Genomic DNA, 25,682 nt, shown 5'->3' with positions numbered 1-25,682 from the left:
ATTCTTCCTTGTGCTCGGGACAGGACTGTTTCCAGTCGAGTAATAATCGCCGCGAGCCCGGGGCCACGCCCGGGTATCTGAAGCGCAAGGGCACGCCAATGCACCCCACGGACCTCCAGGAGGGCCACGATATCGTGAGCTATTTCTCCACGAGGACGGGGCGGCTCATTCCGCTGTCCTTCCTGCCTCGGGAGGGAGAGCGCATCGATGTGATGGGACGCTCCAGCGTGGCCGTCAACGAGAGCACCGCGCACTTGTCGGCGGTGCTGGCGGGGCTGGGCTCGTCGCAGCTTCCCGCCTTCGTGGCCCGGCCGCATCTCGACAGCGGGGCGCTGGTTCAAGTCCTGGCGGAGTGGCAGGGGGCGCCGTTCCCCCTCTACATCGTCTATCCGCAGAACCGGCACATGAGCGCCAAGCTCCGCGCGTTCGTGGACTGGACGGTGGTGGAGCTGTTCGCGCCGTTCCGGCCCAAGCGGGAAGTCGCTGAGCTGGCGGCCCGACGGTGAGCGTGAATCCGGTAGGGTTTGTCCATGGCCCCCCGCACCTCCGCATCCGCTGCTTTCGACCTGGGAGAAGTCGACCTGCCTGAAGGCATCCTCGTCATCCTCGACCCCGGGCTGGGGCGGTACTGGCGTCACGATGAGGCGCCCACGTCGCCGCGCAAGAAGGACCCGGAGCAGTGGGACCTGCGGCTCGTCGGACGTGACGCGGAGGCGGCGGGCAAGGCGTATGACCGCGAGTTCGATTCGCGCTTCCTCTTTGACCGCACGGACCCGCAGGACGCGATGACCCAGTTCGCGGCGTTCGCGAAGGAGCGGGGCTTCGAGGCACATGCGGAGGTGTTGAAGACGCGGGTGCCTCACACGGAGCGGACCCGTCGGGCGCTCGAGCATGGTGGGGGGCTTGGCGTGGTGAAGTACAACGGCCTGTGGGCCGTGGCGGTGGGAGGACTGCCGTCTGACCGGGGCCTGAAGGGATGCACCTGTCGGCGCGCTGTTCCGGCTGGAGGGTGAGCGCTTCGTCAAGGAGTAGGTGTCACCACCGGCTCCAGGGGTGCGTCGGACTGGAGGTCCGGCGCTATCGCGTGGCGGACTTCTTTCGTGCAGAGGGCCGCTTCACCGGTGGCTTCCGGGTGGAGGACTTCTTCGCCGTCGTGGCCTTCTTCGCAGCGGTCTTCGCCGTGGAGGTCTTCTTCGCCGCGACCTTCCGCGGGGACGTGTTCTTCGCCTTCGCGGAGGTGGCCTTCTTCGCGGGAGCCGTGGCTCCGCTGGTCAGCGCCTTCGTCCAGCGCTGGATGTAGTCCGCGCGAGTCGTCGCGTCGGGGAGTGCCTCCGCGTGAAGGGCGACAGTGACTCCTCGCGCCGCCGGGAGGACGCGGAGCTGCGCGGTCCTCGGGCGTGTCCACTCGAGGCGATTCAGTCGGATGCGAAGCAGCGTCGGGGGCCTCGCGCGAATCACGACGACGTCCGTGCCGTCGTTGAGCGTGGTCAGGTCTCCCTCATTGAGCGTCGCCTTCGCGGGTGAGAGCCATCGCCCCAGGCCCCTCGCGTCCGCCCAGTTCCGCCACGCCTCTTCGGCCGTCATGTCGAAGGTGCGACGGGCTCCCGCCGCATACGTCCCATCCGCTGCAAGTCCAGCCGGCATGTGTGCTTCCTCCTCGGACGCGGACCCTGGAGGCGTCGGAGCGTCCAGGCAACCCGGAAGTGACAACCCTCGCGCGGCCCGTGTCCACCATGGTGTAGAGGGTACGCCGTGAGCTCCACTCCGCCCCTCGCCACGCTGCTCCAGGATGAGACCCGCCGCTATGTGCGGAGCTATCGCTCGGCTTCGCTCTGCGCGGGCCTGACTTCACGCGGCGAGCATCACGTCCAGGTCTTCAGGGGGAAGGGCGCACCGCCTCCCGAAAACGCCTTGTTCTCCCTGGGTGGACTCACCCATGTCTTCACCGGCGCCCTGCTCGGCCTCCTGGTGGAGCAAGGCAAGGCACGGCGCGACATGCCGCTCTCAGAGGTGATTCCCCGCGCGCTCCTCCCCGATGCGGACGCGGGCCGGATCACCCTGGAGCAGCTCGCCACGCACACCTCCGGCATGCCCCACCTGCCGCCCAATCTGGATGCGGGCCCTCGCAATCCCGAAGACCCGTTCGGCCACTATTCCGCCAACCTCTTCGGTGACTTCCTCCGCACGTACCACCCCCAACTCCCACCACCGCGTCCCGTCTCCGAGTCCCTGCTCGGCATGGGCGTCCTGGGCCATGCGCTCTCCCGTCGCGCCGGGCTCAACTACGGACACGCGCTTCGAGATGGACTCTTCACGCCCCTGAAGCTCAGCGACACCTCGGCACGCGTGACGGACGAATTGGCCCCGCGCCTCCTCGCGGGACACACCGCGCGCGGCCGGCCCGTTCCCGCCTGGACCTTCCCCGCGCTTCCTGGAGCGGGCGCCCTCCACTCCACGGTGCCAGACCTGCTGCGCTTCCTCGACGCGAGCCTCGGCCGCGCCGACGAATCCCTCTCACGTCCCTTGAAGTCGACGTGGAGTCCTCGCACCGAGGGCGGCCCCGCGCGCATGGGGCTCGGCTGGTCCATCTCCCAGCTTCGTGGACACACCGTGGCGTGGTGCTCGTCGGTGATGGGCGGCTACGTCGGCTTCCTCGGCCTCGCTCCCTCCGTGGACGCGGGCGTCGTCCTGCTCTCGAACCACGGCTGGTCCCTGTTCGCCGCGCTCCGAGGACGCGTGCCCCTGGAGGCCCCTGGCTTCGCGCTCCTCTCCCGCCTGCTCACGGAGACGACAACCGAGGCCCGCCCTGCTCACGGGAGGTAGGGCTGGTTCTCCGCGAAGTACTCGAGCGTGTCCGCGTTGGTGAGCGCGAGCAGCGGCTGGGTGAGCGCCATGGCCAGTGCGTTGACCCGCCCGTAGGCGTGGTCATGCGTGTCCGCGACGGCGGTGAAGTGGCTCATCTCATGGAGCAGGGTGCCGGCCTTGGAATCCTGCCCCGTCGCGGGCGCCGGCCAGAACGCCCTGCAGACATGAATCGTGTACGGCTGGTTCTTGTACACGTAGGCGTACGCGGAGCTGTCACAGGCGCAGTCCACCGTGATGGCCCGTGTCTGGAATGCGTCCCTGATTGCGAGGAAGTGGTCCGTCGCCTTGTTCCAGTTCGCCGGCGAATAGAGGCCGAAGAGCGTCAGGTAGCGCGTGGAGAGCGCGGGCGTCTTGTGCGTGCCCAGATAGGCGTGGGCGGCGCTCGCCTGGTCCTGGCCATTCCTCACCGCGTCGGAGACCGCGTGTTGCTGCTCCTGGGAGCAACCCTCGAAGGTGAGTGCGCTCGCGAAGGTCTTGCGCCGTGGTGCCTCCTCCTCGCGGCGGCTCTTGCGCCCCTCGATGAACAGGCTCACGGAGTTGGACGCGAAGCCCGCCAGCTCGCCATCCCGCCGTGGGTCCAGCAGATAGCGGAAGGTATAGGTGCCCGTGGTGGTGAGGTCGTAGTCCTCGGAGACGGTGACGTCCCCCGTCAGGCTCTCGCCGGGGGCGAGCGTGACCAGGTCCTCTTGCGTCGGTGCGGGGCGCTTGTAGTGCGCGCCGATGTACCCGGCGGGCTGCCCGTCGCGCGTCACGCGGAGGCGGTCTTCCTTGTAGCCCGTGCCAGGCGTCTTCCACTGGAGCAGACGCACCGGCCGGGTGGACGTGTTGGTGAGGGTGACGGAGACCGTCACGTCTTCGCTCGCGACGAACGTGGTCCGATTCGCCACCAGGACCGCCGACACACTGCCGGGAGAGGGGCGCTGGCTCGTGTCGGTGTCAGGAGGGGTGTCTTCGGGTGGCGAGCCGCATCCGGCGAGGAGCACCACCACGGCGAGGGCTTCACACCCCTTTCCGAAACTCCCCAGACGCTGACGCATGCGGACTCCTCTTCAGTCTGAAACCGCCCACCGGAAGGCACCTGGCTCGTTCCGGGGGACTGGATTTAGGGATGAGAAGAATCCATGCCAGGAGCCTGGAGGGGCATGCTCCTGCTCAGGACCGCACGAAGGCGCTCGCATCGGGCAGGCCGCTGCCCGAGGTGTCCACGCCCATGGCGGTCAGGACGCCGGAGAAGATGTCGGGCTCGTTGGACGTCACCTTGCCGGGCTGCGGAGCGCCAGTGCGTGCATCGAAGCCGTAGGTGAGCGTGGTGAGCGGGTCGACACCGCCCAGCACCGTGTTGCCGTGGAGGCGGGGCGACAGCAGCAGGACGCCGTTGTTGAGGTCATGGCCGGAGCCGAACGCCGTGGCCCCCGCGGTCCGGTTGCGCGTGCGCCCGAAGTCCGTCGCCACATAGACGAGCGAGCGGTCCCACAAGCTCTCACCCGTGGCCTCGTCGAAGGGCTCCGACTTGAGCAGGTCGATGAGCTTGTCCACGACACCCAGGACGCGCGCCCACATGAAGGCCTGTCCGGAGCGGTGGTCGTTGTGGCTGATGTCGAAGGCGAGCGGCGGGTTCGCGATGCCGTCCTCGCCCCCCACCACGACGTTGAAGGACGGGCCGAGCGTCACCGTCACCGACACCCGGTACTTGAGCAGGAGGAAGGCCAGCGCCGCCTGCCCCTCCACCGGGTCCGTGAAGTAGTTCGGGAAGGCGGCGCGCACGCGCACGGCGTCGGGGGAGTTGGAGAGGCCGTACTCGTTCAGGGGGATTCGCGGGGGCAGGTTCGGCAGCAGGTTGAGGCGGCCGATGAGGTCCCGAGCCTCCAGCGCGGGCTGGCCCACGCCGCGTTGCTCGTTCCAGCGCATCAGCGCGGGCGCGTTCTCGAACGTCTGTCCGAAGACGGAGCGGGCGTCGAGCGTGTCACGCGTCTGGCGAGCCCGCGCGAGCACGTCGCGGTCCGGCAGGTCCTTGAGGCCCTTGCTTCCGTCGAGCCCCAGCGGCCAGAACGAGGGGTCCGTCACCACCTCGCCGTAGCAGTGCGCGGGGAGGGAGGCATCCGTGCCGCGCTCGGCGTAACCGCTCACACCCATGTTGACGTTGGGGATGGGGAAGTCCGCGCCGTACTGGAGGGCGACGCATTCCTGGAGCGTGCGCCCGCGCCACGCGGCGTTGCCCGTGAGGCTGCGCTTCTGGGCGATGGCGTGGTTCACCGACGTGCCCACGGTGGTGGCGACCAGCATGGAGTCCTTGTGCTTGCGCACGAAGGGGAGCTGGTCCGTGTTCACCGGCACGGGGATGCTGCCCAGCCGGGGGCTGCTCACCTTCACCGCTCGGAACGGCGAGCCGTCCACGCCGAGCACCTGCGCATCCGGGAAGGTGTTGAGCTTGTCCGCCTGCGCCCCGGCCTCCGACGCGCGCACCGCGAGCATGCTGTCGATGATGGACGCGCCGCCCGTGGCGCCCACGACGATGAGGAAGCGCGGCTTGCCGTCCAGGCGAGACTGGCGCACGCCGCCGCGCTCCTCGAGGGCTGCGGGTGTGTCGAGTCCCTCCCGACAACCCGACAGCAGGGGGCCGAGCACGGCGGAGCCCGCCGCGTACATCGACAACGCCTTCATCAACTCCCGGCGCGAGAGCCGGCCATCCTTGCGGAGCGACATGGGGATTCCTCAGAAGAAGACGGACTCGGCGGAGGAGAGGACGACGAAGCAGGCCGCGGTCATCCAGTCGCGACCCGGCTGGGGACTGCCCGAGGACTCGACGTCGGTGGCGAGCTGGACGAGCGCCGTCGTCTCCGCCCCGGTGGGCTCGCGCAGCAGGCCGCGCTGGTAGAGCGTGGTGATGGCGGCCCGGACCTCCGGGCCCTCGCGGCTCGCCAGCCGGCCACTCGCGTCCAGCGCGACGCCGGCGAAGATGACGGCGGTGGTCGGCGTGGCGATATCCATCGAGGCGCGGCGCGCGCACGCGGCCAGGGCCAGCCGGTCCACGGCGATGGGGGACGTCACTCCGGACGCGGGCAGCGGCTCGTACAGCCCGCTGCCATAGGGCTCCACTCCGCCCAGCGTCACGGTGTGAATCTTGTTCGCGCAGGAGTACTGCCCCAGCTCGTTGCACACCTGCTCGGGGGGCAGCGAGAGCGCCGCCGCGAAGTCGGTGTTCAGCCGCTCCGGGCCCTTCCGGCGGAGGTTGTTGCGCGAGGAGCGCGCCACGCCTCCATCCGGAGTGGGAGTGCCGGCGTCGGCCTGGCCGTTGACGGGGGGCGGGTCCACCACCCGGGCAATGGGCTGCTCCGAGCAGGCGGCGAGGGCGAGGAGTCCGGGCAGCAGCAGCCACGTGCGAGCGAGGTCAGGGCGCACCGTACGCCTCCGTGCGAATCAGGTCATGGAGCAGGCGCTGCACGCTGTAGCGGTGCTCGCCCTTGAAGCGTTGCCAGAGCGCGACGAACTCCGCGTTCTCCTCCGCCGTCGGCGGGTGCCCCACCAGAAGCTTCCAGTAGTCGGTGACGGCGGCCACCGCGAAGGCGTCACTGTCAGCGCCGACGCGGGCCCATTCCTGGAGGTCCTTCACCGGCTGGCCGAAGAGGTAGCCCGCCTCCGGCGTCTGGGTGATGGTGGGCGAGACGTCGGAGAAGAAGCGCTCCAGGCGGTTCGGCACGTAGGTGGCGGAGGTGGCGCCCGCGATGCCCTGGTAGTTGCGGAAGGGATAGCTCAGCGGGTCCAACGTCGCGTGGCAGGCCGCGCACGCGGGCTCGCGCACGCCCTTGGCGTCGTAGTCCCGGGGCTCGCCCGGCACGCTGTGAAGGCCTTCCTGGAGGGCGATATCCAGCCCCAGGTACGCGCGGTAGCTCTGCGCCGCGGCGTTGCGTGGCAGCGCGGTGAACATCACGAAGGTGACCAGGCTCCACGCGGAGGTGAGGTTGCCCGCGCGGCGCGACTCGACGACGGACTGGGAAGGCAGTGACGCCACCTGCGTGTAGCGCGTGGGGTTCGTCTCGCGTCGCACGTAGTAGCGGGCCGTCATCACCTCCCGCGCGTCGTGCTCGTCCAACTGCGCGTAGGAATAGAGGGCGTAGTCGTCGTCATAGTCCGCGAGCGGAATGGGCCCGGCGTTCTCGCCCGCCTTCACGGAGCCCACGGGCCGGATTTTCGGGTGCGCCAGCTTCCAGAGCTGCCCGTCCTTGCCGCGCCAGAACTCGCTCCGCGTGCAGCGGTCCAGCTCCGAGTCCAACCGCGCGAGCCGTGCGTCCGAGCTCAGCGCGGTGAACTCCTGGAGCTGCGCGTACGTGGGCGACTGGCCACAGAAATCCAGCAGCACGCGGCGGTAGGTGAAGCGCGCGTCGTGGCCACACACGTCGTAGCCCGGATTGGAGCCCGCGCCGCCGCAGCCCACCGGAGTCCCGGGCGTGCTGGTGGGGTCGGCGGGCAGGGTGCCTCGCAGCAGTTCGTCCAGGTTGGCGGCGCCGTCACCGTCGGCGTCCTCCGCCTCCACGGCCCGGAGCGCGGCGGGGAGGGCGGCGGCGAAGTCACCGTCCGACAGGGGGCGGGCCGCGCCGGGCGCCAGGTGGGGCTCCAGCGAGGTGCCGAAGACGTTCCGCTGGGGCGGGGAGGAGTGACAATGCGTGCAGGCGGGCTGACGGCCGACGCAGGTGGGCGCGGTGGGATACGTGGCGCACAACACGCCCGCCGCCGGGGGTTTGGCCTGGGCCACTCCGGACAGGCAGAGGGCGGCGGCCAACAACAGTCGTCGAAGCCCGAGGGGCGCTCGGGGAGGCGGGGTATCGAACATGGGCTGGACACACCAACAGCCCCTGCGCGAAAAGGTTGCGGCACTGATTCAAGCGCCGTGGCAGCCTACGCCCCCCGAATCCCATGGTTGAGTACGATCCGCATCGTTGGTGGAGTTACTTCCACTACCTCAAGGGCTCGATGGTCCGCGAAATCGTGGCCCGGGTCATGGTCTGCGTCCTGTGGGCACTGGGCGTCACCATCTTCCATTCCCATGTCCGCTCGGTGGCGATTCCCCCCACGGTGCACACGCTGGCGGGAATCTCCCTGAGCCTCCTGCTCGTCTTCCGCACCAACTCCTCCTATGACCGGTTCTGGGAGGGACGGAAGCTGTGGGGCGGCATCGTCAACGAGACGCGCAACCTGGCGCGCGCCGCGGGCGTCTTCCTCCATTCCGAGCCCGCCCTCTACGCCGCGCTGCTGCGGTGGACGGCCGCCTTCCCCTTCGCGTCCGCGTCGTTCCTGCGCACCAAGGCGGAGCTGGGGCCCCTGGCCCAGGAGCTGCCGCCGGACGAGGTGGCGGAGGTGATGCGTGCCCAGCACGTGCCGTTCGCCGTGGCGCGGAAGATGAGCTCGCTGCTCGACGCCGGCCGGCGCCAGGGCCTGTACTCCGAATACGTGCAGATGCAGTTGGACCAGGACGTCCACCTGCTCGTCGACTACATCGGCGGATGTGAGCGCATCCGCAAGACGCCCATCCCCTTCGCGTATGTGATGCACCTGCGCCGGGCGCTGCTCGTCTTCTGCTACACGCTGCCCTTCGCGCTGGTGGAGTCCTTCGGTGGGCTGACGGTGCTCGCCACGTTCATCGTCGCGTACATCTTCTTCGGCATCGAGGAGATTGGCGTCGAAATCGAAGACCCCTTCGGCCACGACGACAACGACCTGCCGCTGGACGCCATCTGCAACACCATCCACGCGAACCTGAACGCGCTGCTGCCCGCCGAGCCGCAGTCGCGCCAGGCACCCCCGGCCGCTTGAGCGGGGGCTCTCAGCGGCCGGACACGGAGGGCTCGGGCGGCGCGTCGTAGGTGCACAGCCACAGCCCATCCTCCGGCTGGCAGTGCGCGCCGCGAATCTTCTGGAGCCAGCTCACCCGCGAGGGGATGACCAGATAGACCGTCTGGGGGTCCATCCTGCCCGCGGTGATTTCGGCGTCCATGCCCAGGCAGTACGCCTGCGCCTTCGCGTCGTCGATGCGCGCGACATATCCGCTGTTGAAGGTGAGGCCCAGCCGGTACGCGCGGTAGGCCCAGCGGTGGAAGTCCATGGGGCCCGCGCGGCAGCCCCGGCCGGAGCCGTCATGCATCTGCGGCGGGTAGAGCGCCAGGTGCTCGCGGCCCTTCGCCGCCTCCGTGAGCGCGAGCGACGGAAGGGTGTTCCAGGTGCCGCCGCCCCCCTGTGCCCTCCGCCCTTCACCGAGGTTGAGGTCCAGTCCCTGGATGAGCAGCAGCAGCCCCGCCAGCGTGGGCGCGAGCGACGGGCGCACCAGCCGAGGCAGCGCGAGCGCGGCCCCCACGAGCAGCAGGTAGTGCAGGGGCCAGATGAAGCGGCCCGAGGAGCGGAAGGCCTCCGCCCACTTGAGCACCGGGCGATAGAGCGCTGACAGGTCGGCGACCTGCTGCCCCTGGAACTTGACGCGCCACGAGAGGGCGAAGAAGGCGAGGGCCAGCGCGACGAGGGTGACGGGCACCCATCTCCGCCACAGCGCGAGGATGCGCCGGGGCTCACGGGCCATGAGCACGAGCACGAGGGCGAGCGCGACGAGGCCGCCAGCGCCCAGGTAGCCGAAGCCCTCGTTCTGGCTGCCGTGCCTGGGCAGCGGGGGAAGGAAGCGGGACCAGCGAATCTCGCCGTGGCCGATGCTGTTGAACAGCGTGGTCAGGTCCGAGGAGTAGTCGCCGAAGTCGGTGGCGCCCACGGGGATGCCGGTGCCCAGGTAGCCGAAGGCGAAGAAGAGCCCCAGCACGGACGCGAAGCAGGCCACCGCCGCGAGCGCGGGCCACGCGAAGGGGAGCTTCCGCTCCAGCGCCGTCCGCGCGCACAGGGACAGCGCCAGCGGCAACGTCATGGTGGCGATGACGGGGTGGACGCCCGCGGCGAAGACGCAGAGTCCCAGACTCATGCCCAGCGCCTGCTTCGCGTCGCGCGCGTCGCGCTGGGGCATCAGGTGCAGGCCCACCAGCAGCACCAGCAGCCAGTGCGCGCACAAGGCCTCGTGCGCGAAGGTCATCCGCGACAGCAGCACGGGCGACAGCACCAGCATCCCGCCCACGCACCATTGGTGCTGAGGGGGGGCGCCCATGCGCCGCGCCACCCACGCCGCGGACGCGCCCTGCAGCATGAGGCACAGGCACATCCACGGGCCGATGTACTGGAAGTCCGTGGGCAGCATGAAGGAGAAGGGCCGCAAGAGCAGGCCCACCCACGGAATCGAGTCCGTGTACCCGAGCGACGTCCCCAGCGGATGGAGGTAGTTGGGGGTGGCCCCCAGCGGCAGGCCGAGCGGCGTCTCGCGGAAGAAGAGCCACCCCAACAGGTGCTGGCTGAAGTCATCCCGGATGAGCCAGCCGATTCGCTGGGGGTCCAGCGCGTTCGGCCCGAAGGTCGCCAGGAACGTGAGCAGGCCGACGAGCGCCGCACCCAGCGGGCCCGCCTGGGCCGTTCCCCACCGCACGAGCGACTCCCGGACGCGCCGCAGTCGCTCTCTCTCGGCGCGCGGCGCCGACGGTGTCTCGGTGGGGACGGGGAGGGAGGCGCTCGGGTCCGACATTCGTCGAGTGCTTGAGCACGGGACTTCCCGCCCCGTCAAGGCGGTGGAGCGTGAGGCCCAGGGGCTCGCCCGCGCCGACGCTCCGTCCGGCTCAGAGGCCCGCGAGCCGCGCCAGGACGCGCGCGGTGTCCTTCTCCAGGAAGTCCACCAGCTCTGGCGCGCGCGAATGCCGGATGAGCGGCGCGTTCTGTCCCGCCCACAGCGACAGGATATCCTCGCGCCCCTGTCGGGCCGCCGCCTGTCGCAGGGGTTGGGTGAGCCAGTTCTGCACGGGGTAGGGCGGAATCTCCCGCTCGTGCGGCGTCAGCTCGCGCAGGAAGCGGTTCTTGATGCCGCGCGCGTAGCGACCGGAGAAGACGCGCGTCAGCACCGTGGCGCGCGCGGACTCCTGGCGCAGCGCCTGGCGGTAGGCGTCACTGGCGTTGGACTCCTCGCACGCGAGGAAGGCCGTGCCCACCTGGACGCCCTCCGCGCCCAGGGCCAGGGCCGTGGCCACCGACCTGCCGTCCGCGATTCCCCCGGAGGCGATGACGGGCGTGCGCACCCGGTCCACCAACTGCGGCACCAGCGCCGTCGTCGCGGGGGACTCCTCCGCGGGCCGGAGGAACGAGGCCCGGTGTCCTCCCGCCTCGCTTCCCGAGGCGACGATGAGGTCCACGCCCGCCCGCTCCAGCGCGAGCCCCTCGTCCACGTTCGTCGCCGTCCCCGCCGTGACGATGCCGGAGGCCCGACACGCCTCCAGGATTCGCGCCGAGGGGATGCCGAAGATGAAGCTGAACACCGGCGGCTTGAGCGCCAGCACCGCCTCCACCTGCGCGTCGTAGTCCTGGGAGAAGGCGCTGGGGTACGTGGGGAGCGGCACCCCCAGCTCGTCGTACCAGGGCTTCAGCCGGGCGACGCCCGCCTCGAACTCCTCCGGCGTGGGGCGCACGTCCCGCTCACCCTCCAACGGGACCCACAGGTTGATGGCGAACGGGCGCGTGGTGAGCCCCCTCAGCTCCCGGACGGTGGCCTCCAGCTGAGCCGCGCTCAGGTGGTGCGCGCCGAACGAGCCGAGCCCACCCGCCTCCGACACCGCCGCCGCCAGTCGCGTCGTCGACATCCCTCCGCCGAACGGCCCCTGTACCAGGGGGAGCCGGGTTCCAAGCATCCGTGCCACACGCGTCTCAGTCCACATGGGAAGGCCCTCGCGTCGTCGTGCCGCGCCTGTCCTAGCGGCGAGCAGCCCGCCTGGCGACCCGATGTCCTGGCGGGCCGGGCCCCTGGATGAACGTGAGGAGAAGCCGCGCTTGTGGCCGCCATCCGCGTCACCCGGCAAGCAGCGCTTGCCCGCGACGGGGGTGGGTGCCAGCGTGCCGCGCCGCTCCATTTCTTCTCCAGGGCCTCACCTCAGGGGAACCGACCATGAATGCACCGGGACCGACGCTCGAAACCGCGCGCCTCATCCTGCGCCCCACGGCGCGGGAGGACTTCGAGGGCTTCGTGGCCCTGATGGCCGACCCCGAGTCCGCGCGCCACATCGGTGGCCTCCAGCCCCGCTCCGTCGTCTGGCGCTCGATGTGCGTCATGGCGGGGGGATGGGCCCTGCATGGGTTCTCCATGTTCTCCGTGCTGGAGCGCTCCACGGGCAGGTGGGTCGGCCGGGTGGGGCCCTGGCAGCCCGAGGGGTGGCCGGGCACGGAGGTCGGCTGGGCCCTGCTGCGGGAGACCTGGGGCAAGGGCTACGCCACCGAGGCCGCCACGGCCGCCATGGACTGGGCCTTCGACAGCCTGGGGTGGACGGACATCATCCACTCCATCGCCCCGGACAACGTCGGCTCCCAGCAGGTGGCCCGCCGCCTGGGCTCCACCCCGCGGGGCCCCGGAAGGCTCCCCGCCCCCATGGAGAACGTCTCCGTGGAGCTGTGGGGGCAGGGCCGGGAGGCGTGGAGGGCCCGCCGCGCTTCGTCCAATGGCTGACCCAGGGTGGGATTCCGGGGCAAGGAAGGGGCCCTGGTGTTATGTCCGCCGGTGGGCTAGTCCTCGCCCCTGGGACGTGTCTTCCCGCTTGCTCCCTTTCTCTGGGGGCAGGGGGGCGATTAGATTCGAAGTGTCGCACGGAGAGGCACGCACCGTGCGCGAGTGTCAGAGGGGCGGGCCGCCCGCCGTACGCGTCGACCCACCCCATGCCGTAACTCAGCGACCTGCCCACCCTTGGGACAGCAGGTCCTTCCACCCTTTCGCAGGAGCGTCACATTCTTAGGGATCAAAGAGGCAACCGCGGCGGGAGCCGCGACCAGAGAACCAATCGCCGCATCCGCGCCCGTGAAGTCCGGGTGGTCGGCTCCGATGGCTCACAGCTCGGAGTCATGCCGCTCGAGGCCGCGCTCGACAAGGCCCGCTCGGAAGGTCTCGACCTCGTCGAGGTCAGCCCGATGGCCCAGCCGCCAGTCTGCAAGATCATGGACTACGGCAAGTTCAAGTACGAGGAGAAGAAGAAGGCGGCGGAAGCCAAGCGCGCCCAGCTCATCGTGCACCTCAAGGAAGTGAAGCTCCGTCCCAAGACGGAGGACCACGACTACGAGTTCAAGGTCCGCAACACCCGCGGCTTCATCGAAGATGGCAACAAGGCGAAGGTGGTCATCCAGTTCCGCGGGCGTGAAATCACGCACAAGGAGCAGGGCACCGCCATCCTCGACGACGTGGCGAAGGACCTGAAGGACGTCGCGGTGGTGGAGCAGGCCCCGCGGATGGAAGGGCGCCTGATGTTCATGATTCTCGCGCCCACGCCGAAGATCGCCCAGCGCGCCCGTGAGCAGGCCCGCGCCGCGGCCGGTCCCAAGCGGCCCTCCGCCCCGACGTCTCCCGACAAGGCCGCCGCGCCCGCGACGGGCAGCGCGCCGGAAGAGGACGCGAGCCCCGCGGCGCCTCCGCCCGCGGACTCGACGGGCCCGACGCCCTGAGACCCATAGCCCCCGCACGCGGTGGACAGCCTCCACCGCGTGGGGGGCCTCTCGGGGCCTCACCCCTTTCCGCTTCCTCGGAACGGGGTGCCCGAAAGCCGCTGGCTGGCGAGCCTCCGAGGGCCTGCCTCGTGAGCGTGGGTTCGCGGACGGTTGAGGGGCCTCGGCTGATCTCCCCGTCCCAGGCCGGTGTAGGCTGATAGACTGGAAGACCTGGAAATCGAACCAGCTCATGCAGCAGAAGCTTGCCGCCGACATGTCGACCACCGCCGTCCATACGAAGGGCAAGTCCGCGCAGGCCCCGCGGAGCGTGCCGGCCTTGACGGTCGTGTCGCATCCGCATCCCCAGCGCATCGGTGAGCGGCTGTTGCTGGAGGTGCTCGCGAGCGTGGGCCGCACGGCGGCCCTGTCGCGCAACGCGCCGGACTTCTCCCGTCCGGGAGGGCTCCTGGCGCTGCCCCTGGGAGACCCCTTCCTCAGCCGGACGCCGGTGCTCTTCGAGCCGGGCTCCAACGGCGGTCTGCGCCTGCTGGTGCCGGAGGACGGCACCCAGGTCTGGGTGGCCGGGGAGTCGGTGGCCGGGGGCCGGGAGTTCACCCAGGAGGAGCTCGTCGCGGGCGTGCCGCTGGTGCTGGCCGAGCGCGTGGTGCTGCTGCTGCACCTGGCCTCCTCGGGTGGGGATGTGCTCACCAAGGACCTGGGGCTCGTGGGCCAGGGCGAGGGCATCCGGCAGCTTCGCGAGGACATCCTCCGGGTGGCGGACCTCCAGGTGCCGGTGCTCATCCGGGGCGAGACGGGCACGGGCAAGGAGCTGGTGGCTCGCGCCATCCACGACAACGGCCCGCGTCGCGCGGGGCCCTTCGTCAGCGTCAACCTGGGTGCGCTCTCCAAGGAGCTGGTGGCCGCGGAGCTGTTCGGCGCGCAGCGGGGCGCGTACACGGGCGCCAGTAGAGATCGCGAGGGCTTCTTCCGTGCCGCGCACGGCGGCACCCTGTTCCTGGACGAGGTGGGCGAGGCGCCCCCCGAGGTGCAGGCGGCGCTCCTGCGCGTGCTGGAGACGGGCGAGGTGTACCCGGTGGGCGGCCACACGCCGGTGCCCGTGGACGTGCGGATGGTCGCCGCCACGGACTCGAATCTGGAGGCGCGAATCGAAGAGCGCCTGTTCAAGGCGCCGCTCCTGCACCGGCTGGCGGGCTTCGAACTGCGGGTGCCCGCGTTGCGCGAGCGGCGCGAGGACATTGGCCTCTTGTTCCTCCACTTCGCGCGCCAGGAGCTGGAGACGACGGGCGAGACGTGGCGGCTGGCCTCCACGGATCCGCGCGCGCAGCCCTGGCTTCCGGCGGCCGTCGCCGTCCGGCTGGTGCGCTACGCGTGGCCCGGCAACGTCCGGCAGCTTCGCAACGTCACCCGGCAGCTCGTCATCGGCAGCCGGGGCCTGCCGGGCCTGCGCATCGACTCGCGGCTGGAGCAGACGCTGGACGCGGAGTCGCTGCCCGTGCCGGGCAAGGTACTGGCGGTGCCCGCTCCGGGCGTGCCCGAAGCCGCCGAGGCGAAGTCGTCCCGGCGCAAGCCATCCGAAGTGGGGGAGAACGAGCTCTTGGAGGCGCTGCGCGCCTGCTCGTGGGACTTGAAGGCCACCGCGGATTTCCTCGGCATTCCGCGCCCCTCCGTCTACGTGCTCATCGACAAGAGCTCGCTCATCCGCACCGCGCGGGATTTGAGCCCGGAGGAAATCACCCGCTGCTTCCAGGAGTGCGAGGGTGATTTGGACAAGATGGTGCAGCGGCTGGAGGTCTCCCGCCGCGCCCTGCAGCGCCGCGTGCGCGAGCTGGGGCTGTCGGACGCCTGAGTGGACGCGTCAGCCCTCGGGCATGACACGTCGTTGACGCGTCCATTCTTCCTCGTCGCCGCGGGCCCGGACGGTGTTTCCGAGGGAGCCGCGGGTCGGCGCGCGCTGGTACGGTGTCTGCAGTCTGTTGCCGCAGACAGTCAGTCCAACCCACAGAAGGAGCCACGGCCCATGGCCAATATCGTCATCAGGATTCAGTCGACAGGACCCACCCCGGAAGAGGCCCGCGTCCGTCACGGCGACGAGGTGACGTTCACCCTGGATGGCGTCGTGTCCGCCGAGGTGAAGTTCCCCGACGGGACGTGTCTCAATGCGCCCGGCCCGTTCTTCCTGAACAACGGCTCCCTGGCCGCTTCCAACAGCGAGAACTCCGTGACGCTGACGTGCGCCACGGGCCTCTACGGGTTCCAGGTGATTCTGCCCGACGCGAAGCACGGCCCGGGCAACCAGTACGAGACGAAGAAGGGCGGTCTGGACGTGACGACCGACCCGCCGAAAGACCCCCAGAAGAAGTAGTCGCCGCGCCTCAGGGCGGGGGAGGGCGGGCCGACAGCTCCGAGTCGGAGGTGGGCCTGCCCTTCCATCCCGGCGCGAGGTGGGGGTTGCGCAAGAGCGCGGCCTCCGCGTCCTCTCGGGCCTGGACACGCCACGCCTGCTGCTGCTCGGTGGGCGCGTTGTCCGCCAGCGCGAGCCGCAGCCCCGCGCGCAACAACAGGGCCCGTGACCACGCCGGCCGCGCCGCCACGATTCGCGCGACGTGCTCCAGCCCCCGCGTCAGCATGGGCGTCGCGTCCTCTCCCTGCGCCTGCTTCCAGCGCCCCCACGCGAGCTGCAGCTCTCCGGCCGCCAGCACGTACTCGTGCCGCCGGGGCGCCAGCTCCACCGCGTGCGCGAGCGCCTCCGCGGCCTGCTGGAAGTCCTCGTCCTTCGCGGTGCCTCGCCGGGCCTTGTCGCGGGCGCGCACGTCCAGCACGCCACCCTGGTAGCGCCACGCATAGGCCAGCTTCGGGTTGAGCTCTCGCGCGCGGGTGAGCGCCTCCTCCGCCTGGGCCAGGTCCTTGCCCACGTCGCGCCCGCGCGCCAGCGCGTGGGTGGCCCACAGCACGTGCACCCGCGCCAGGTTGGTCCACAGGTCCGCGTCGCCCGGGAGCAGCTCCAGCGCGCGGCGGTAGTCCTCCTTCGCCACCTTGAGGCTCTGGCCGGGGTCTTCCCCTCGCGCGACGAGGAAGCCCGCGCGCACCGCCTCCACCTCGCCCAGGTTGTTGTAGGAGAAGGCCTGCTGAGGGGCCACGGCGCGCGCCTGCTCGAAGGCCTTGCGCGCCTCCGTCAGGAGCGCCGTCACGTCCTTTCCATCCTCCCAGCGCTGCTCGGCCTGCCACAGGAGGGCGGCGCCCAGGCCGTTGTGGAGCTGCGGCAGCTTGGGGTTGATGTCCCGGCCCCGCCGGTAGAGCGCCAGCGCCCGCTCCAGGTCCGGCTCCGGGTCCTGCCCGTGCTCCTGTCGCCAGCGCGCGAGCTGCTCGGACACGTCCGCGCCCTGGTAGCAGGCGATGACGTTGCGGGGGTTGAGGGTGAGCGCGCGCTCGATGGCCTCTATCGCCCGCGTCAAATCGCCCGAGGCGTCCGGCGCGCTGGGGATGGCCGCCCGCGCGCGGTAGGAGTTGCCGAGATTGATCCACGCGTCCGCCTGGTTCTCCCTCACGCGGATGGCGGCGAGGTACGCGTCGATGGCCTTGCCCTGGTGGTCGAGCGAATCCTGCCCGTGTTCGCTCTCGTAGTCGGCCCACACCTGGTGCGTCAGGCCCAGGTTCGCGTGGAAGGCGTAGTCGCGCTCCTCGGGACTCAGGCGCTCCAGGGCCTCGATGGAGAGGCCGAGCTGCTCGCGCGGGTCCTGCGACAGGCGCTGACGGTGGCGGGCCCACAGCCGGTGGATGATGGCCAGCTCCAGCGTGACGCGGTCGCTCGGGGGCGCCAGCTTCAGCGCGGCCTGCGCCGCGTCGATGGCCTTGCCGAACAGCAGCTCCACGTCGTCGGTGTTCTGGTTGGCGTGCTGCTCGCCCAGGCGCCGGTACAGCCGCGAGCGCACCACGAGCGAGCGGTGGTGGTCCGGCGCCGCCTTGAGCGCGTAGTCCAGCGTCTCCAGGCCCCGCTGGTAGGGCGGCAGCACGTTGCCCGCGCCGTACAACTCCATCACGAGCGCGGCCAGCTCCAGGCGTCCCAGGGCGTAGTGGCCGTCGGGCTGGCTCTCCGCGGTGGCGATGGCCGCCGCGTACGCGCGCCGCCCGGCCTCCAGGTCCGCCTGCGAGCCGACGCCGTCTCCCTGATGCCAGCGCCCCATGGCACGCGCCAGGTACACGTCGCCGCGCAGCAGCGGCGCCTCGTAGAACCAGGGCTGGGTGTTGCTCATCGCCTCCAGGTGCGCCAGCGCCTCCTCGTGGCGCCCCTCGTGGAAGGCGAACAGGGCCTTCACGTACAGCGGCGGCGCGGGGACGTCCGGCCCTTCCGCCTGGCGCAGGTACGCGAGCGCCGGGTCTCGATAGCGCTGCTCCAGCTCCCGGCGGCGCAGCTCTCGCTGCTCGGGGCTTCGGCGCTCCACGTCCAGCAGCAGCTTCTCCCGGTACTGGTCGCCCAGCACCAGCGCCAGCGCCCAGGCCGCGCGGGGCTCGCGGTAGCCGTGCTCCCACGCGGACTCGAGCTTCCGGCGCGCGCCCTCCACGTCACCCAGCGCGAGCAGCGCGCGGCCCAACGCGTAGTTGCCGGGGCCCACCGCGTGCTCGCCCGCCTCCTTCACCTCCACCTCCAGCGCATCCATGCTGGCGCGCAGGGACGCGCGGTCCTCGCGCGTGTCGTGCAGGCGCGACAGGAACGAGTAGCGCGCGGCGGCCTCGATGCGCTCCACGCGCTCGGTGAAGCTGCGCGTGAGCCGCTCGCGCTCGGCCACCTCGCTGCGCGCCAGCACCGCCTGCCCCAGCGCCAGCGCCACCACCGTCAGCGCCGCCAGGCCCGCGCCCAGCGCCACGCGGTGCTTGCGCGCCTTCTTGCGCAGCCGGTACCCCAGGCCCCGCCGCGCCTGCACCGGCTCTCCGCCGAGGAAGCGCTCCAGGTCATCCGCCAGCGCCCGCGCCGAGTCGTAGCGGGCCGAGCGCTCCTTCTCCAGGCACTTGAGGACGACGGCCTCCAGGTCCTGGGGGATATCCCGGTCCACCGCGCGCGGCGGACGGGGCTCCTCCGTCTGGAGCCGGGTGATGATGTCGTGCTCGTTGGTGCCGTGGAACGGCGTCTGTCCGGTGAGCAGCAGGTACAGCGTGGCGCCCAGGCCGTAGACGTCCACGCGCCGGTCCAACCGCGCCGTGTCGCCCTTGGCCTGCTCGGGGGCCATGTAGTGGGGCGTGCCCATCACCACGCCGTGGAGTCCGCCCTCCTCGCGCCAGTCCCGCGCCAGACCGAAGTCCATGACGAAGGGCGCGAAGTCGCCGTCCTCCGTGCGCTCCACCAGGATGTTGCCGGGTTTGATATCGCGGTGGACCAGTCCCGCGCGGTGCGCGGCGTGCACGCCCTCGGCGGCCTGACGCAGCACGAGCACCTTCTGCTCCGGCGTCAGCGAGGGCGCGAGCTGCCCCAGCGACTGGCCGGCCACGTAGCGCATGGCGATGTAGCCGCGCCCCTGCACCTCGCCGACCTCGTACACCTCGCACACCCGCTCGTGGCGCACGCGGGCCTGGGCGCGGGCCTCGGAGAGGAAGCGGCGCGCCAGCTCCGGGTCTCCGCCCTTCACGAACTTGAGCGCGACGTTGCGGCGCAACAGCGGGTCATACGCCAGGAACACCTGGCCCATGCCGCCCTGGCCCAGGAAGCGCACGGGCTGGTAGCGGTCCCAGTCCGGCACGGGGAAGGACGGGTCCACGCCCGAGCCTTCCGAAACGGCGGAGGCGGACGGGGGAGCCACCACCGGGGTGTCCGGGTCCAGCGTGGGGGCCTCCAGCGGGCCCTGGCCACTGGCGCCTCCCAGCTCCCGGGAGACCTCTTCGCGCAGCTCGCTCAGCGTGTGCTCGCCCAGGCGCCCCTGCTCGCGCAAGAGCTCCAGGGGACTGCGCCCCAGGTCGAGCGCCTCCTCGCGCAGGGCGGCCGCCTCCTCGGTGGAGACGAGCCCTTCGTCCAGCGCGAGGAGCAGCTCCTCCTCATACGTCTCCTGCTTCTTCCCCGCGATGTCCACGGCCCCCAGCATACGGGGTTGCGCGGTCATGCGGGGAGACCCGCCGGGAGGCCCACGAGTCCCCGGAGGGGGCCGGGGACTGGGGGGAGGGACGTGGACCTCCCGGCGGAAACCGTTCGCTACTGGCGGCGCTGCTTGCGGCGCAGGCGCAGTCCCAGCAGCGCCAGCAGGGGCAGCCAGGACGTCGCGGGGGCCGCGCTGCAGCCTCCGCCCGCGAAGGCGCGCGTGTTCAGCACCGTCCACCGGTACTCGGCGGGGGTGGCGTCCACGTTGCCCGCGCCGTCGGTGGCGCGCACCCGCAGGGTGTGGTCACCGTCGCGGACGTCGTAGGTGTCCCGACAGGCGACGAAGGGCCCGCCGTCCAGGCTGCACTCGTACGCCACGCCGTCCTCGTTGGAGGCGTAACCGAAGGGGGCCTCCGGCTCGCCGGTGCGCGCCGGCGGGTTGCGGCTGAAGGACGTGTCGGGCGCCTGGGTGTCGATGCGGAACGTGTCGACATTGGAGGGCGCGCTGGTGAGGCCCGTCACCCGGTCCGTGGCGTTGGCGACCACCGAGTGCGTCCCGTCCGCCAGCGGCGTGGTGGGCGTGCAGCTCCAGGCGCCCGTGGCGTCGGCGGTGGCGGTGCACAGCACGGTGTCACCCTCGCGCACCGTCACCGTGGCGTTCGGCACGGAGGTGCCGGAGATGGCCGGGGTGGACGTGTTCAGCAGCGAGCCGTTCGCGGGGCCGGTGATGACGGGCGCGGCCGGCGGCGTCCCGGCCACGGTGAAGGTCACCGGAGCCGAAGGCGTGCTGGTGTTGCCCGAGCCGTCCGTGGCGACAGCGGTGATGGTGTGCGGGCCATCCGTCATCGGCGTGGCGGGCGTGCAGCTCCAGTTGCCCGTGGCGTCGGCGGTGGCGGTGCACAGCACCGTGCCCCCCTCGCTCACCGTCACCGTGGCGTTCGGCTCGGACGTGCCGCTCAGGGGCGGCGTCGAGTCGGGCGTGGTGGAGCCGTTGGCGGGGCCGGTGATGACGGGCGCGGCGGGCGGCCCGTTGTCGATGGTGATGTTCACCGGCGGAGCCGTCTCCGTGGCGCCCACCTCGGTGGAGGTGAGGACCACCGAGTGCGGACCCTCGGGGATGTTGCCCAAATCGCACACCCAGTTGCCGCTGTTGTCGACGACGGCGGTGCACGCGGAGGTGGGGCTGCCATCCACGTAGACGTTGATGGTGGAGCCCGGCGAGCCGGTGCCCCCGATGACGGGGTTGGACACGCCGCCCGGGGTCGGGTCCGTCAGCACGGGAATGAGCTGGCAGATGGACAGCGAGTCCACGCGGTAGGACACCGCGGTCTCCGAGTTGTTGTTCAGCGCGCAGTCGGTGTCGATGAGCGCCAGGCGCACGTCGCCCGACGTCGCGTCGAAATCGCGGCGCAGCGGGAAGCCCAGCTCCATGGCGGCATCACGCGTGGTGGACGCGGGGCCCCCCGCCGGGACGTCGCCCAACGAGAAGTGCTGTGTGCCCGCGCTCGTGTCGTGGTTGAAGCCGAAGATGCCCGGATACCAGTTGGTGCCACCGGAGTAGCTCACCGCTCCGGAGACGTAGCCGGTGCGGTAGCGGCCCGGCACCGTCAGCAACGCAACCACGGCGCCCGCGGGCAGCTCCGGCTCGGAGATGCTGGACACCTGGGTGCACTGGCTGCTGCCCTGACGCGTGATGAACGCGCGCACGTTGGTGTTCTGGCAGCCATGGCCCGCTTCAATCGTGCAGGTGGCCGAGCAGCCGTCGTTGGCCGTCGTGTTGCCGTCGTCACACGCCTCGGAGGAAGCCTTGATGCCATCGCCGCACGTCACGGCGCAGACGGACGGATTGCCGGCGCAGCCATGGCCCGGTTCAATCGCGCAGGTGGCCGCGCAGCCGTCGCCGTTCGTCGTGTTGCCGTCGTCGCACAGCTCCCCGTTGTCCAGCATCGCGTTGCCGCACACGTTGGCGGTGACGCAGACGTCCGTGTTCGGGTTGCAGGTGCCGCTCTCGCAGACGCCGGAGGCGCTGCAGGGCTGGCCGTTCGCCCAGAGGCAGCGAGGCGAGCAGGTGTCGCCGCTGTTCAGGTTGCCGTCGTCACACACCTCGGAGCCGGCCACGACGCCGTCGCCGCAGGTGGTGGCGCAGGTGGAGGGCGCGCCGGAGCAGTTGTAGCCCGGCTCCCGGCCGCAGATGCCGGAGCAGCCGTCGCCGTTCGTCGTGTTGCCGTCGTCGCACGTCTCGCCCGCGTTGATGACGCCGTTGCCGCAGGTGTTGAAGCAGACGTTGCCAGGAGGCGGGCAGCTGTAGCCCGGGTCCACGGCGCACGCGGTGCAACCGTCGCCGCCCGTCGCGTTGCCGTCGTCACACGCCTCGGTGCCGGCGGTGAGGCCGTCGCCGCAGAGCGTGGTGCAGGTGGAGGGCGTGCCGGAGCAGGAGTAGCCCGTCTCCACGCCGCAGCCCTGCGAGCAGCCGTCGCCGTTCGCCGTGTTGCCGTCGTCGCACGTCTCGCTGGCCTCCCGCGTCCCGTTGCCGCAGGTCTGCGCGCACACGGAGGGCCCGTTGGAGGGCCTGCTGCAGGAGTAGCCCGGCTCCGTGCGGCACTCGGTGGCGCAGCCGTCGCCGGAGTTCAGGTTGCCGTCGTCGCACTGCTCACCCGGGTTCACCGTGCCGTCGCCGCACGTCTTCGCGCAGGGCTGGCCCACGGTGGGGCAGGAGTAGCCCAGCTCCAGGGTGCAGGCGTTGGAGCAGCCGTCACCCAGGTTCGTGTTGCCGTCGTCGCACAGCTCGCCGGAGTCCAGCCGCGAGTTGCCGCACAGCGGCGCGCAGTTGGACGGCTGGCCCACGCACTCGTAGCCGCTCTCGATGCGGCAGGAGTTGGAGCAGCCGTCGCCGGACAGGCCATTGCCGTCATCGCACAGCTCGCCCGGGTCGACCGCGCCGTTGCCGCAGGTGGTGACACACGCCTGGCCCGGGGTGGGGCAGGAGTAGCCGGGTTCGACGCGGCAGGACGCGTTGCAGCCGTCGCCCACCGTGCCGTTGCCGTCGTCGCACTGCTCGCCCGAGTTGAGCAGGCCGTTGCCGCACGTCGCCGCGCAGGAGCTGGGCGTACCCGCGCAGCCATAGCCGGGCTCGATGCCGCAGCTGGAGCTGCAGCCGTCGTTGTTGGTCGTGTTGCCGTCGTCGCACTCCTCACGCAGGGACACCGCGCCGTCGCCGCAGCGGTCGTCGTAGGCGTCCACGAAGAGGTAGCGGAACGCGTTGGGCGTCGAAGCCGCGTTCTCGTTGCACAGCTCGATGCGGTTGAGGCCCGTGCGCCAGGCCGCCGTCGTGCCGAACTCCCGGATGATGTTCTTCTGCCAGGAGTTGCCCGCCGGCTCGCTCACGGTGATGGGCGTGAAGGGCGTGCCGTTGACGGACGCGCTGTCGAACTCGTTGTCGTTGAACGTCGCCAGCCGCATGCGGAACTGGGCGATGTTCGTCGTCGAGGGGATGATGAAGTCCTGGTAGACGCACACGGGCGCGCCCAGCGGGGCCGCCATGAAGCGGGCCGTGGTGATTTCCTGCGGCCAGTCATTGGCGTTGCGCACGCCCGTGGCGGCGCCCGTCGAGCCACCCGTATAGAACCAGTGCGGGTCCGCGCCGACCTCCAGTCGGCGGTTGTTCTGGTCCACGCCGGTGTTGAAGAACGCGAGGCCCGCCCTCACGCAGCGGCTGGGCGTTCCCGCGCAGGCGAAGCCGGGCTCCACTTCGCACATGCGGCTGCAGCCGTCGCCTTCGGTGCGGTTGCCGTCGTCGCAGATCTCCTGGTCGAAGTTCGGCCACTGGCGGTTGTTGAACGTGCCATTGCCGCACAGCGACAAGTCACACGTGGCGGTGCAGCCGTTGGCGCCGGCGGCGGTGTCGCCGTCGTCACAGGCCTCGCCCGGGTTGACGACGTTGTTGCCACACAGCGAGGCCAGCGAGCACGCCCGTCCGGGGACATGACAGAGGTAGCCGGCCTCGATGACGCCGGTGGCGGAACAGCCGTCACCGCTCACCGTGTTGCCGTCGTCACACTGCTCGCCGGGCTGGATGCGACCGTCGCCGACGACGGGAGGGGCCAGCCGCGACGTCAGCACGGCCTCCTCGACGGGAGAGGGCGCCGGGGTGTTCTGCTCGCAGCCGGTGAGGACGGTGAAGAGCGCGAGCGCGAGCGCGGTGGACAGGCCCGGGCGCCAGGACTTCGCGGGCTCCGGACAAAGGGGTTCAGGGATTCGTGGGTTCATGAGTGTCTGCCTCACTTCTCGAGGGTGTCGGCGGGAGCGCCCTGCTTCGTCTCGACGCCCTCGGCGTCACCGACGATGCGGAACTCCACGCGGCGGTTCTTGGCGCGGCCGGGCTTGGTGGTGTTCTCGGCGATGGGCTTCGCCGGGCCGAAGCCCTGCGAATCCAGCCGCTCGCGGCTGAGGCCCTTGTCCACCAGGTACTTCACCACTGCTTCGGCGCGGCGCTGGGACAGGTCCAGGTTGTAGTCGGCCTTGCCCGTGTTGTCGGTGTGGCCCTCGACGCGCAGCTTCTCGATTTCAGGGTGCGACGCGAGGATGGACGCCACGCTGTCGAGCAGCTTGTGGCTGCGCGCGCTGATGACATCCTTGTTGTTCTCGAAGAAGACGGACTCGAGGATGCGAATCTGGCCCTCTCCAATGTTCGCCAGCTGCTTCTGCTTGCAGCCGTGGTTCTTCTCCGTGCCCGGCTCGTCGGGGCAGTTGTCCAGCCGGTCCACGAGGCCATCGCCGTCGCGGTCCTTGTCCGGGCAGCCGCGGTTCTCCTTCGGGCCCGCCTCGTTCATGCAGGCGTCGCGCGCGTCGGCCACGCCGTCCTGGTCGTTGTCCGGGTCCGGGCAGCCGTTGGCGTCCTCGAAGCCGTCCAGGTCCTCGGGCGCGCTGGGGCAGGCGTCCTTGGAGTCGGCCAGGCCGTCGCCGTCCGTGTCCGGGTCATCCGGGCAGCCGTCCGCGTCCTCGAAGCCGTTGAGGTTCTCCGCCTGGGCGGGGCAGCGGTCCGCCAGGTTCATCAGGCCGTCCTGGTCGTCGTCCGTGTCCGCGCAGCCGTTGAGCTCGGCGAGGCCCGGCGCCGTCGGGCAGCGGTCCGCCACGTTCTTCACGCCGTCGCCATCCGCGTCCAGGTCCGGACAGCGGGCCGCGTCGTGGGGCTTGCCCGCGACACATGACGCCACCTTCGTGGTGTCAGGGCCGAAGTTGACGCCGCCCAGCACGCGGAACTCCGGGGTGCCCGGCGTCTCGCCGAAGCCCGGGCCGCCCATGATGTAGAGCTCGGCGCCATTGTTCGGCTTCGAGCGCAGGCCGAGCAGCACCTCGAGCGACTTGGGCGCGTCGGCGAAGGGCAGCGTGCCGCGCACGACGAGCTCCTCGCGCAGGCCGAAAAGGTTCGCGGTGAGATTCACACCGCCGTTCATCTCCACGCCCATCTCGTCGCGCAGCGGGTCCGCGCCGGGGGTGAGGGCGTACGTCTTGGTCCGCACCAGCGCGCCCACGTCGGCGCCCAGGCGCCAGGTGTCGCCCAGCTTCTTGCCGAGTCCCACGCGCGGGGTGAAGACGAAGCCGTCATCCTTCGTGAGCACCTCCTCGCTGCCAAAGGGCAGCGCCGCGCCCAGGTGCAGGCCCACGTCCAGCGGCCCGCCGCGCGACTCCGACAACAGGCCCGCGCGCGCCTGCAGCCAGGGCGTGCCCAGCGCGAAGGTGCCCGGCTTGTCGATGCCGAGCGCGCGCGTCTCCGGGCCCCACTGCGTGACGACGGGCACCTGCGCGCCCACTTCCAGCCAGTCCGTCACCGCATAGGCGCCGCTGAAGTGCACCGACACGCGGTTGGAGACGACGGTGCCCTGCACCTCGTCGTTGCGCAGCAGCACCAGGGGCTGGTGCTCATAGTGCGCCGTGAGGCCGATGCGGAACGTTCCGTCCGGCAGCAGGTCGCCGGTGGACAGCACGAGGCTGTCCTTCGCGCCTGGGTTGAGCTGCAGCCGCTCCAACTCGATGCTCGGGATTCGCTGGGCCTGCGCCTGGGTCGAAAGCGCGCAGAGAACGGCGAGTCCTCCGAGCAGGGGATGACGACTTCTAGGATTCAAGGGTTCCTCCACATCCGCGCGGCTCATCAGGAGCGCGCGCGGCCTTCAGCCACCAAATGTGTGCGAGCGCACATTTGCACGCCCTGGGC

18 protein-coding genes are annotated in these 25,682 nt (G+C 70.9%); 8 read left to right on the top strand and 10 right to left on the bottom strand.

What is annotated here, in order from left to right; all coding sequences use genetic code 11:
• The first annotated feature begins 8 nt into the window (after positions 1-8).
• Together G4D83_RS34405 and G4D83_RS34400 are read left to right on the top strand one after the other, a co-directional pair.
• The gene (locus G4D83_RS34405; protein ID WP_275902408.1) at positions 9-506 is read left to right on the top strand and encodes a LysR substrate-binding domain-containing protein; all 498 of its coding nucleotides are present in this window, start codon (positions 9-11) and stop codon (positions 504-506) included.
• Between the two features lie 24 nt (positions 507-530).
• Positions 531-1,013: a hypothetical protein gene (locus G4D83_RS34400; RefSeq protein ID WP_240356940.1), complete on the top strand. Its 483-nt coding sequence runs from the start codon at positions 531-533 to the stop codon at positions 1,011-1,013.
• A 64-nt stretch (positions 1,014-1,077) separates the two neighbouring features.
• Here G4D83_RS34400 and G4D83_RS34395 read toward each other — a convergent pair whose 3' ends face one another.
• Positions 1,078-1,644: a hypothetical protein gene (locus G4D83_RS34395; RefSeq protein ID WP_163869118.1), complete on the bottom strand. Its 567-nt coding sequence runs from the start codon at positions 1,642-1,644 to the stop codon at positions 1,078-1,080.
• A gap of 108 nt (positions 1,645-1,752) precedes the next feature.
• On the opposite strand from G4D83_RS34395, the gene G4D83_RS34390 reads away from it, so the two are divergent.
• On the top strand, positions 1,753-2,823 hold the full coding sequence (locus G4D83_RS34390) for a serine hydrolase domain-containing protein (protein ID WP_163869117.1): 1,071 nt from the start codon (positions 1,753-1,755) through the stop codon (positions 2,821-2,823).
• Here G4D83_RS34390 and G4D83_RS34385 read toward each other — a convergent pair.
• From G4D83_RS34385 to G4D83_RS34370, 4 genes are all read right to left on the bottom strand, one after another.
• Complete coding sequence (locus tag G4D83_RS34385) at positions 2,811-3,902, bottom strand: M35 family metallo-endopeptidase (RefSeq protein WP_163869116.1); 1,092 nt, start codon at positions 3,900-3,902, stop codon at positions 2,811-2,813. The genes G4D83_RS34390 and G4D83_RS34385 overlap by 13 nt on opposite strands.
• 115 nt (positions 3,903-4,017) lie before the next feature.
• Positions 4,018-5,568, bottom strand: coding sequence for a hypothetical protein (locus G4D83_RS34380; RefSeq protein ID WP_163869115.1), 1,551 nt, complete (start codon positions 5,566-5,568; stop codon positions 4,018-4,020).
• A 9-nt stretch (positions 5,569-5,577) separates the two neighbouring features.
• Positions 5,578-6,264: a hypothetical protein gene (locus G4D83_RS34375; protein ID WP_240356938.1), complete on the bottom strand. Its 687-nt coding sequence runs from the start codon at positions 6,262-6,264 to the stop codon at positions 5,578-5,580.
• Positions 6,254-7,693: a hypothetical protein gene (locus G4D83_RS34370; protein WP_240356936.1), complete on the bottom strand. Its 1,440-nt coding sequence runs from the start codon at positions 7,691-7,693 to the stop codon at positions 6,254-6,256. The genes G4D83_RS34375 and G4D83_RS34370 overlap by 11 nt, the downstream gene beginning before the upstream one ends.
• Positions 7,694-7,776: 83 nt before the next feature.
• On the opposite strand from G4D83_RS34370, the gene G4D83_RS34365 reads away from it, so the two are divergent.
• Positions 7,777-8,673, top strand: a complete 897-nt coding sequence (locus G4D83_RS34365; protein WP_163869114.1) for a bestrophin family protein — start codon at positions 7,777-7,779, stop codon at positions 8,671-8,673.
• Between the two features lie 10 nt (positions 8,674-8,683).
• Here G4D83_RS34365 and G4D83_RS34360 read toward each other — a convergent pair whose 3' ends face one another.
• Positions 8,684-10,369, bottom strand: a complete 1,686-nt coding sequence (locus G4D83_RS34360; protein WP_240356933.1) for a DUF6311 domain-containing protein — start codon at positions 10,367-10,369, stop codon at positions 8,684-8,686.
• Between the two features lie 187 nt (positions 10,370-10,556).
• On the bottom strand, positions 10,557-11,615 hold the full coding sequence (locus G4D83_RS34355; RefSeq protein WP_275902410.1) for an NAD(P)H-dependent flavin oxidoreductase: 1,059 nt from the start codon (positions 11,613-11,615) through the stop codon (positions 10,557-10,559).
• A 254-nt stretch (positions 11,616-11,869) separates the two neighbouring features.
• Here G4D83_RS34355 and G4D83_RS34350 point away from each other — a divergent pair, with 254 nt between their 5' ends.
• From G4D83_RS34350 to G4D83_RS34335, 4 genes are all read left to right on the top strand, one after another.
• Entirely contained in the window at positions 11,870-12,424 is a 555-nt protein-coding gene (locus G4D83_RS34350; RefSeq protein WP_163869112.1) for a GNAT family N-acetyltransferase, read from the top strand.
• A 275-nt stretch (positions 12,425-12,699) separates the two neighbouring features.
• Complete coding sequence (gene infC / locus G4D83_RS34345) at positions 12,700-13,407, top strand: translation initiation factor IF-3 (protein ID WP_163869228.1); 708 nt, start codon at positions 12,700-12,702, stop codon at positions 13,405-13,407.
• Positions 13,408-13,639: 232 nt separating this feature from the next.
• On the top strand, positions 13,640-15,256 hold the full coding sequence (locus G4D83_RS34340) for a sigma 54-interacting transcriptional regulator (protein WP_163869111.1): 1,617 nt from the start codon (positions 13,640-13,642) through the stop codon (positions 15,254-15,256).
• A 171-nt stretch (positions 15,257-15,427) separates the two neighbouring features.
• Positions 15,428-15,772: a hypothetical protein gene (locus tag G4D83_RS34335; RefSeq protein WP_163869110.1), complete on the top strand. Its 345-nt coding sequence runs from the start codon at positions 15,428-15,430 to the stop codon at positions 15,770-15,772.
• A gap of 10 nt (positions 15,773-15,782) precedes the next feature.
• On the opposite strand, the gene G4D83_RS34330 is transcribed toward G4D83_RS34335, so the two are convergent.
• From G4D83_RS34330 to G4D83_RS34320, 3 genes are all read right to left on the bottom strand, one after another.
• Positions 15,783-19,496, bottom strand: a complete 3,714-nt coding sequence (locus tag G4D83_RS34330; protein WP_240356923.1) for a serine/threonine-protein kinase — start codon at positions 19,494-19,496, stop codon at positions 15,783-15,785.
• Positions 19,497-19,585: 89 nt separating this feature from the next.
• Entirely contained in the window at positions 19,586-23,737 is a 4,152-nt protein-coding gene (locus tag G4D83_RS34325) for a DUF4215 domain-containing protein (protein ID WP_163869109.1), read from the bottom strand.
• A gap of 11 nt (positions 23,738-23,748) precedes the next feature.
• Entirely contained in the window at positions 23,749-25,620 is a 1,872-nt protein-coding gene (locus G4D83_RS34320) for an OmpA family protein (protein ID WP_163869108.1), read from the bottom strand.
• Positions 25,621-25,682 lie beyond the last annotated feature (62 nt).

The organism is Myxococcus eversor (genome assembly GCF_010894455.1).
In the GTDB taxonomy this organism is placed as follows: domain Bacteria; phylum Myxococcota; class Myxococcia; order Myxococcales; family Myxococcaceae; genus Myxococcus; species Myxococcus eversor.
Note: the sequence above shows the minus strand (reverse complement) of the source record. Positions and strands in the feature narration are given on the sequence as shown.

What these genes read in the sequence shown, in the direction of transcription:
- G4D83_RS34350 (WP_163869112.1), top strand. Translation starts at nt 11,870, where the DNA reads ATGAATGCACCGGGACCGACGCTCGAAACCGCGCGCCTCATCCTGCGC.
- G4D83_RS34355 (WP_275902410.1), bottom strand. Translation starts at nt 11,615, where the DNA reads ATGCTTGGAACCCGGCTCCCCCTGGTACAGGGGCCGTTCGGCGGAGGG.
- G4D83_RS34370 (WP_240356936.1), bottom strand. Translation starts at nt 7,693, where the DNA reads ATGTTCGATACCCCGCCTCCCCGAGCGCCCCTCGGGCTTCGACGACTG.
- G4D83_RS34330 (WP_240356923.1), bottom strand. Translation starts at nt 19,496, where the DNA reads ATGACCGCGCAACCCCGTATGCTGGGGGCCGTGGACATCGCGGGGAAG.
- G4D83_RS34325 (WP_163869109.1), bottom strand. Translation starts at nt 23,737, where the DNA reads ATGAACCCACGAATCCCTGAACCCCTTTGTCCGGAGCCCGCGAAGTCC.
- G4D83_RS34340 (WP_163869111.1), top strand. Translation starts at nt 13,640, where the DNA reads ATGCAGCAGAAGCTTGCCGCCGACATGTCGACCACCGCCGTCCATACG.
- G4D83_RS34380 (WP_163869115.1), bottom strand. Translation starts at nt 5,568, where the DNA reads ATGTCGCTCCGCAAGGATGGCCGGCTCTCGCGCCGGGAGTTGATGAAG.
- G4D83_RS34400 (WP_240356940.1), top strand. Translation starts at nt 531, where the DNA reads ATGGCCCCCCGCACCTCCGCATCCGCTGCTTTCGACCTGGGAGAAGTC.
- G4D83_RS34320 (WP_163869108.1), bottom strand. Translation starts at nt 25,620, where the DNA reads ATGAGCCGCGCGGATGTGGAGGAACCCTTGAATCCTAGAAGTCGTCAT.
- G4D83_RS34385 (WP_163869116.1), bottom strand. Translation starts at nt 3,902, where the DNA reads ATGCGTCAGCGTCTGGGGAGTTTCGGAAAGGGGTGTGAAGCCCTCGCC.
- G4D83_RS34365 (WP_163869114.1), top strand. Translation starts at nt 7,777, where the DNA reads ATGGTTGAGTACGATCCGCATCGTTGGTGGAGTTACTTCCACTACCTC.
- G4D83_RS34335 (WP_163869110.1), top strand. Translation starts at nt 15,428, where the DNA reads ATGGCCAATATCGTCATCAGGATTCAGTCGACAGGACCCACCCCGGAA.
- G4D83_RS34395 (WP_163869118.1), bottom strand. Translation starts at nt 1,644, where the DNA reads ATGCCGGCTGGACTTGCAGCGGATGGGACGTATGCGGCGGGAGCCCGT.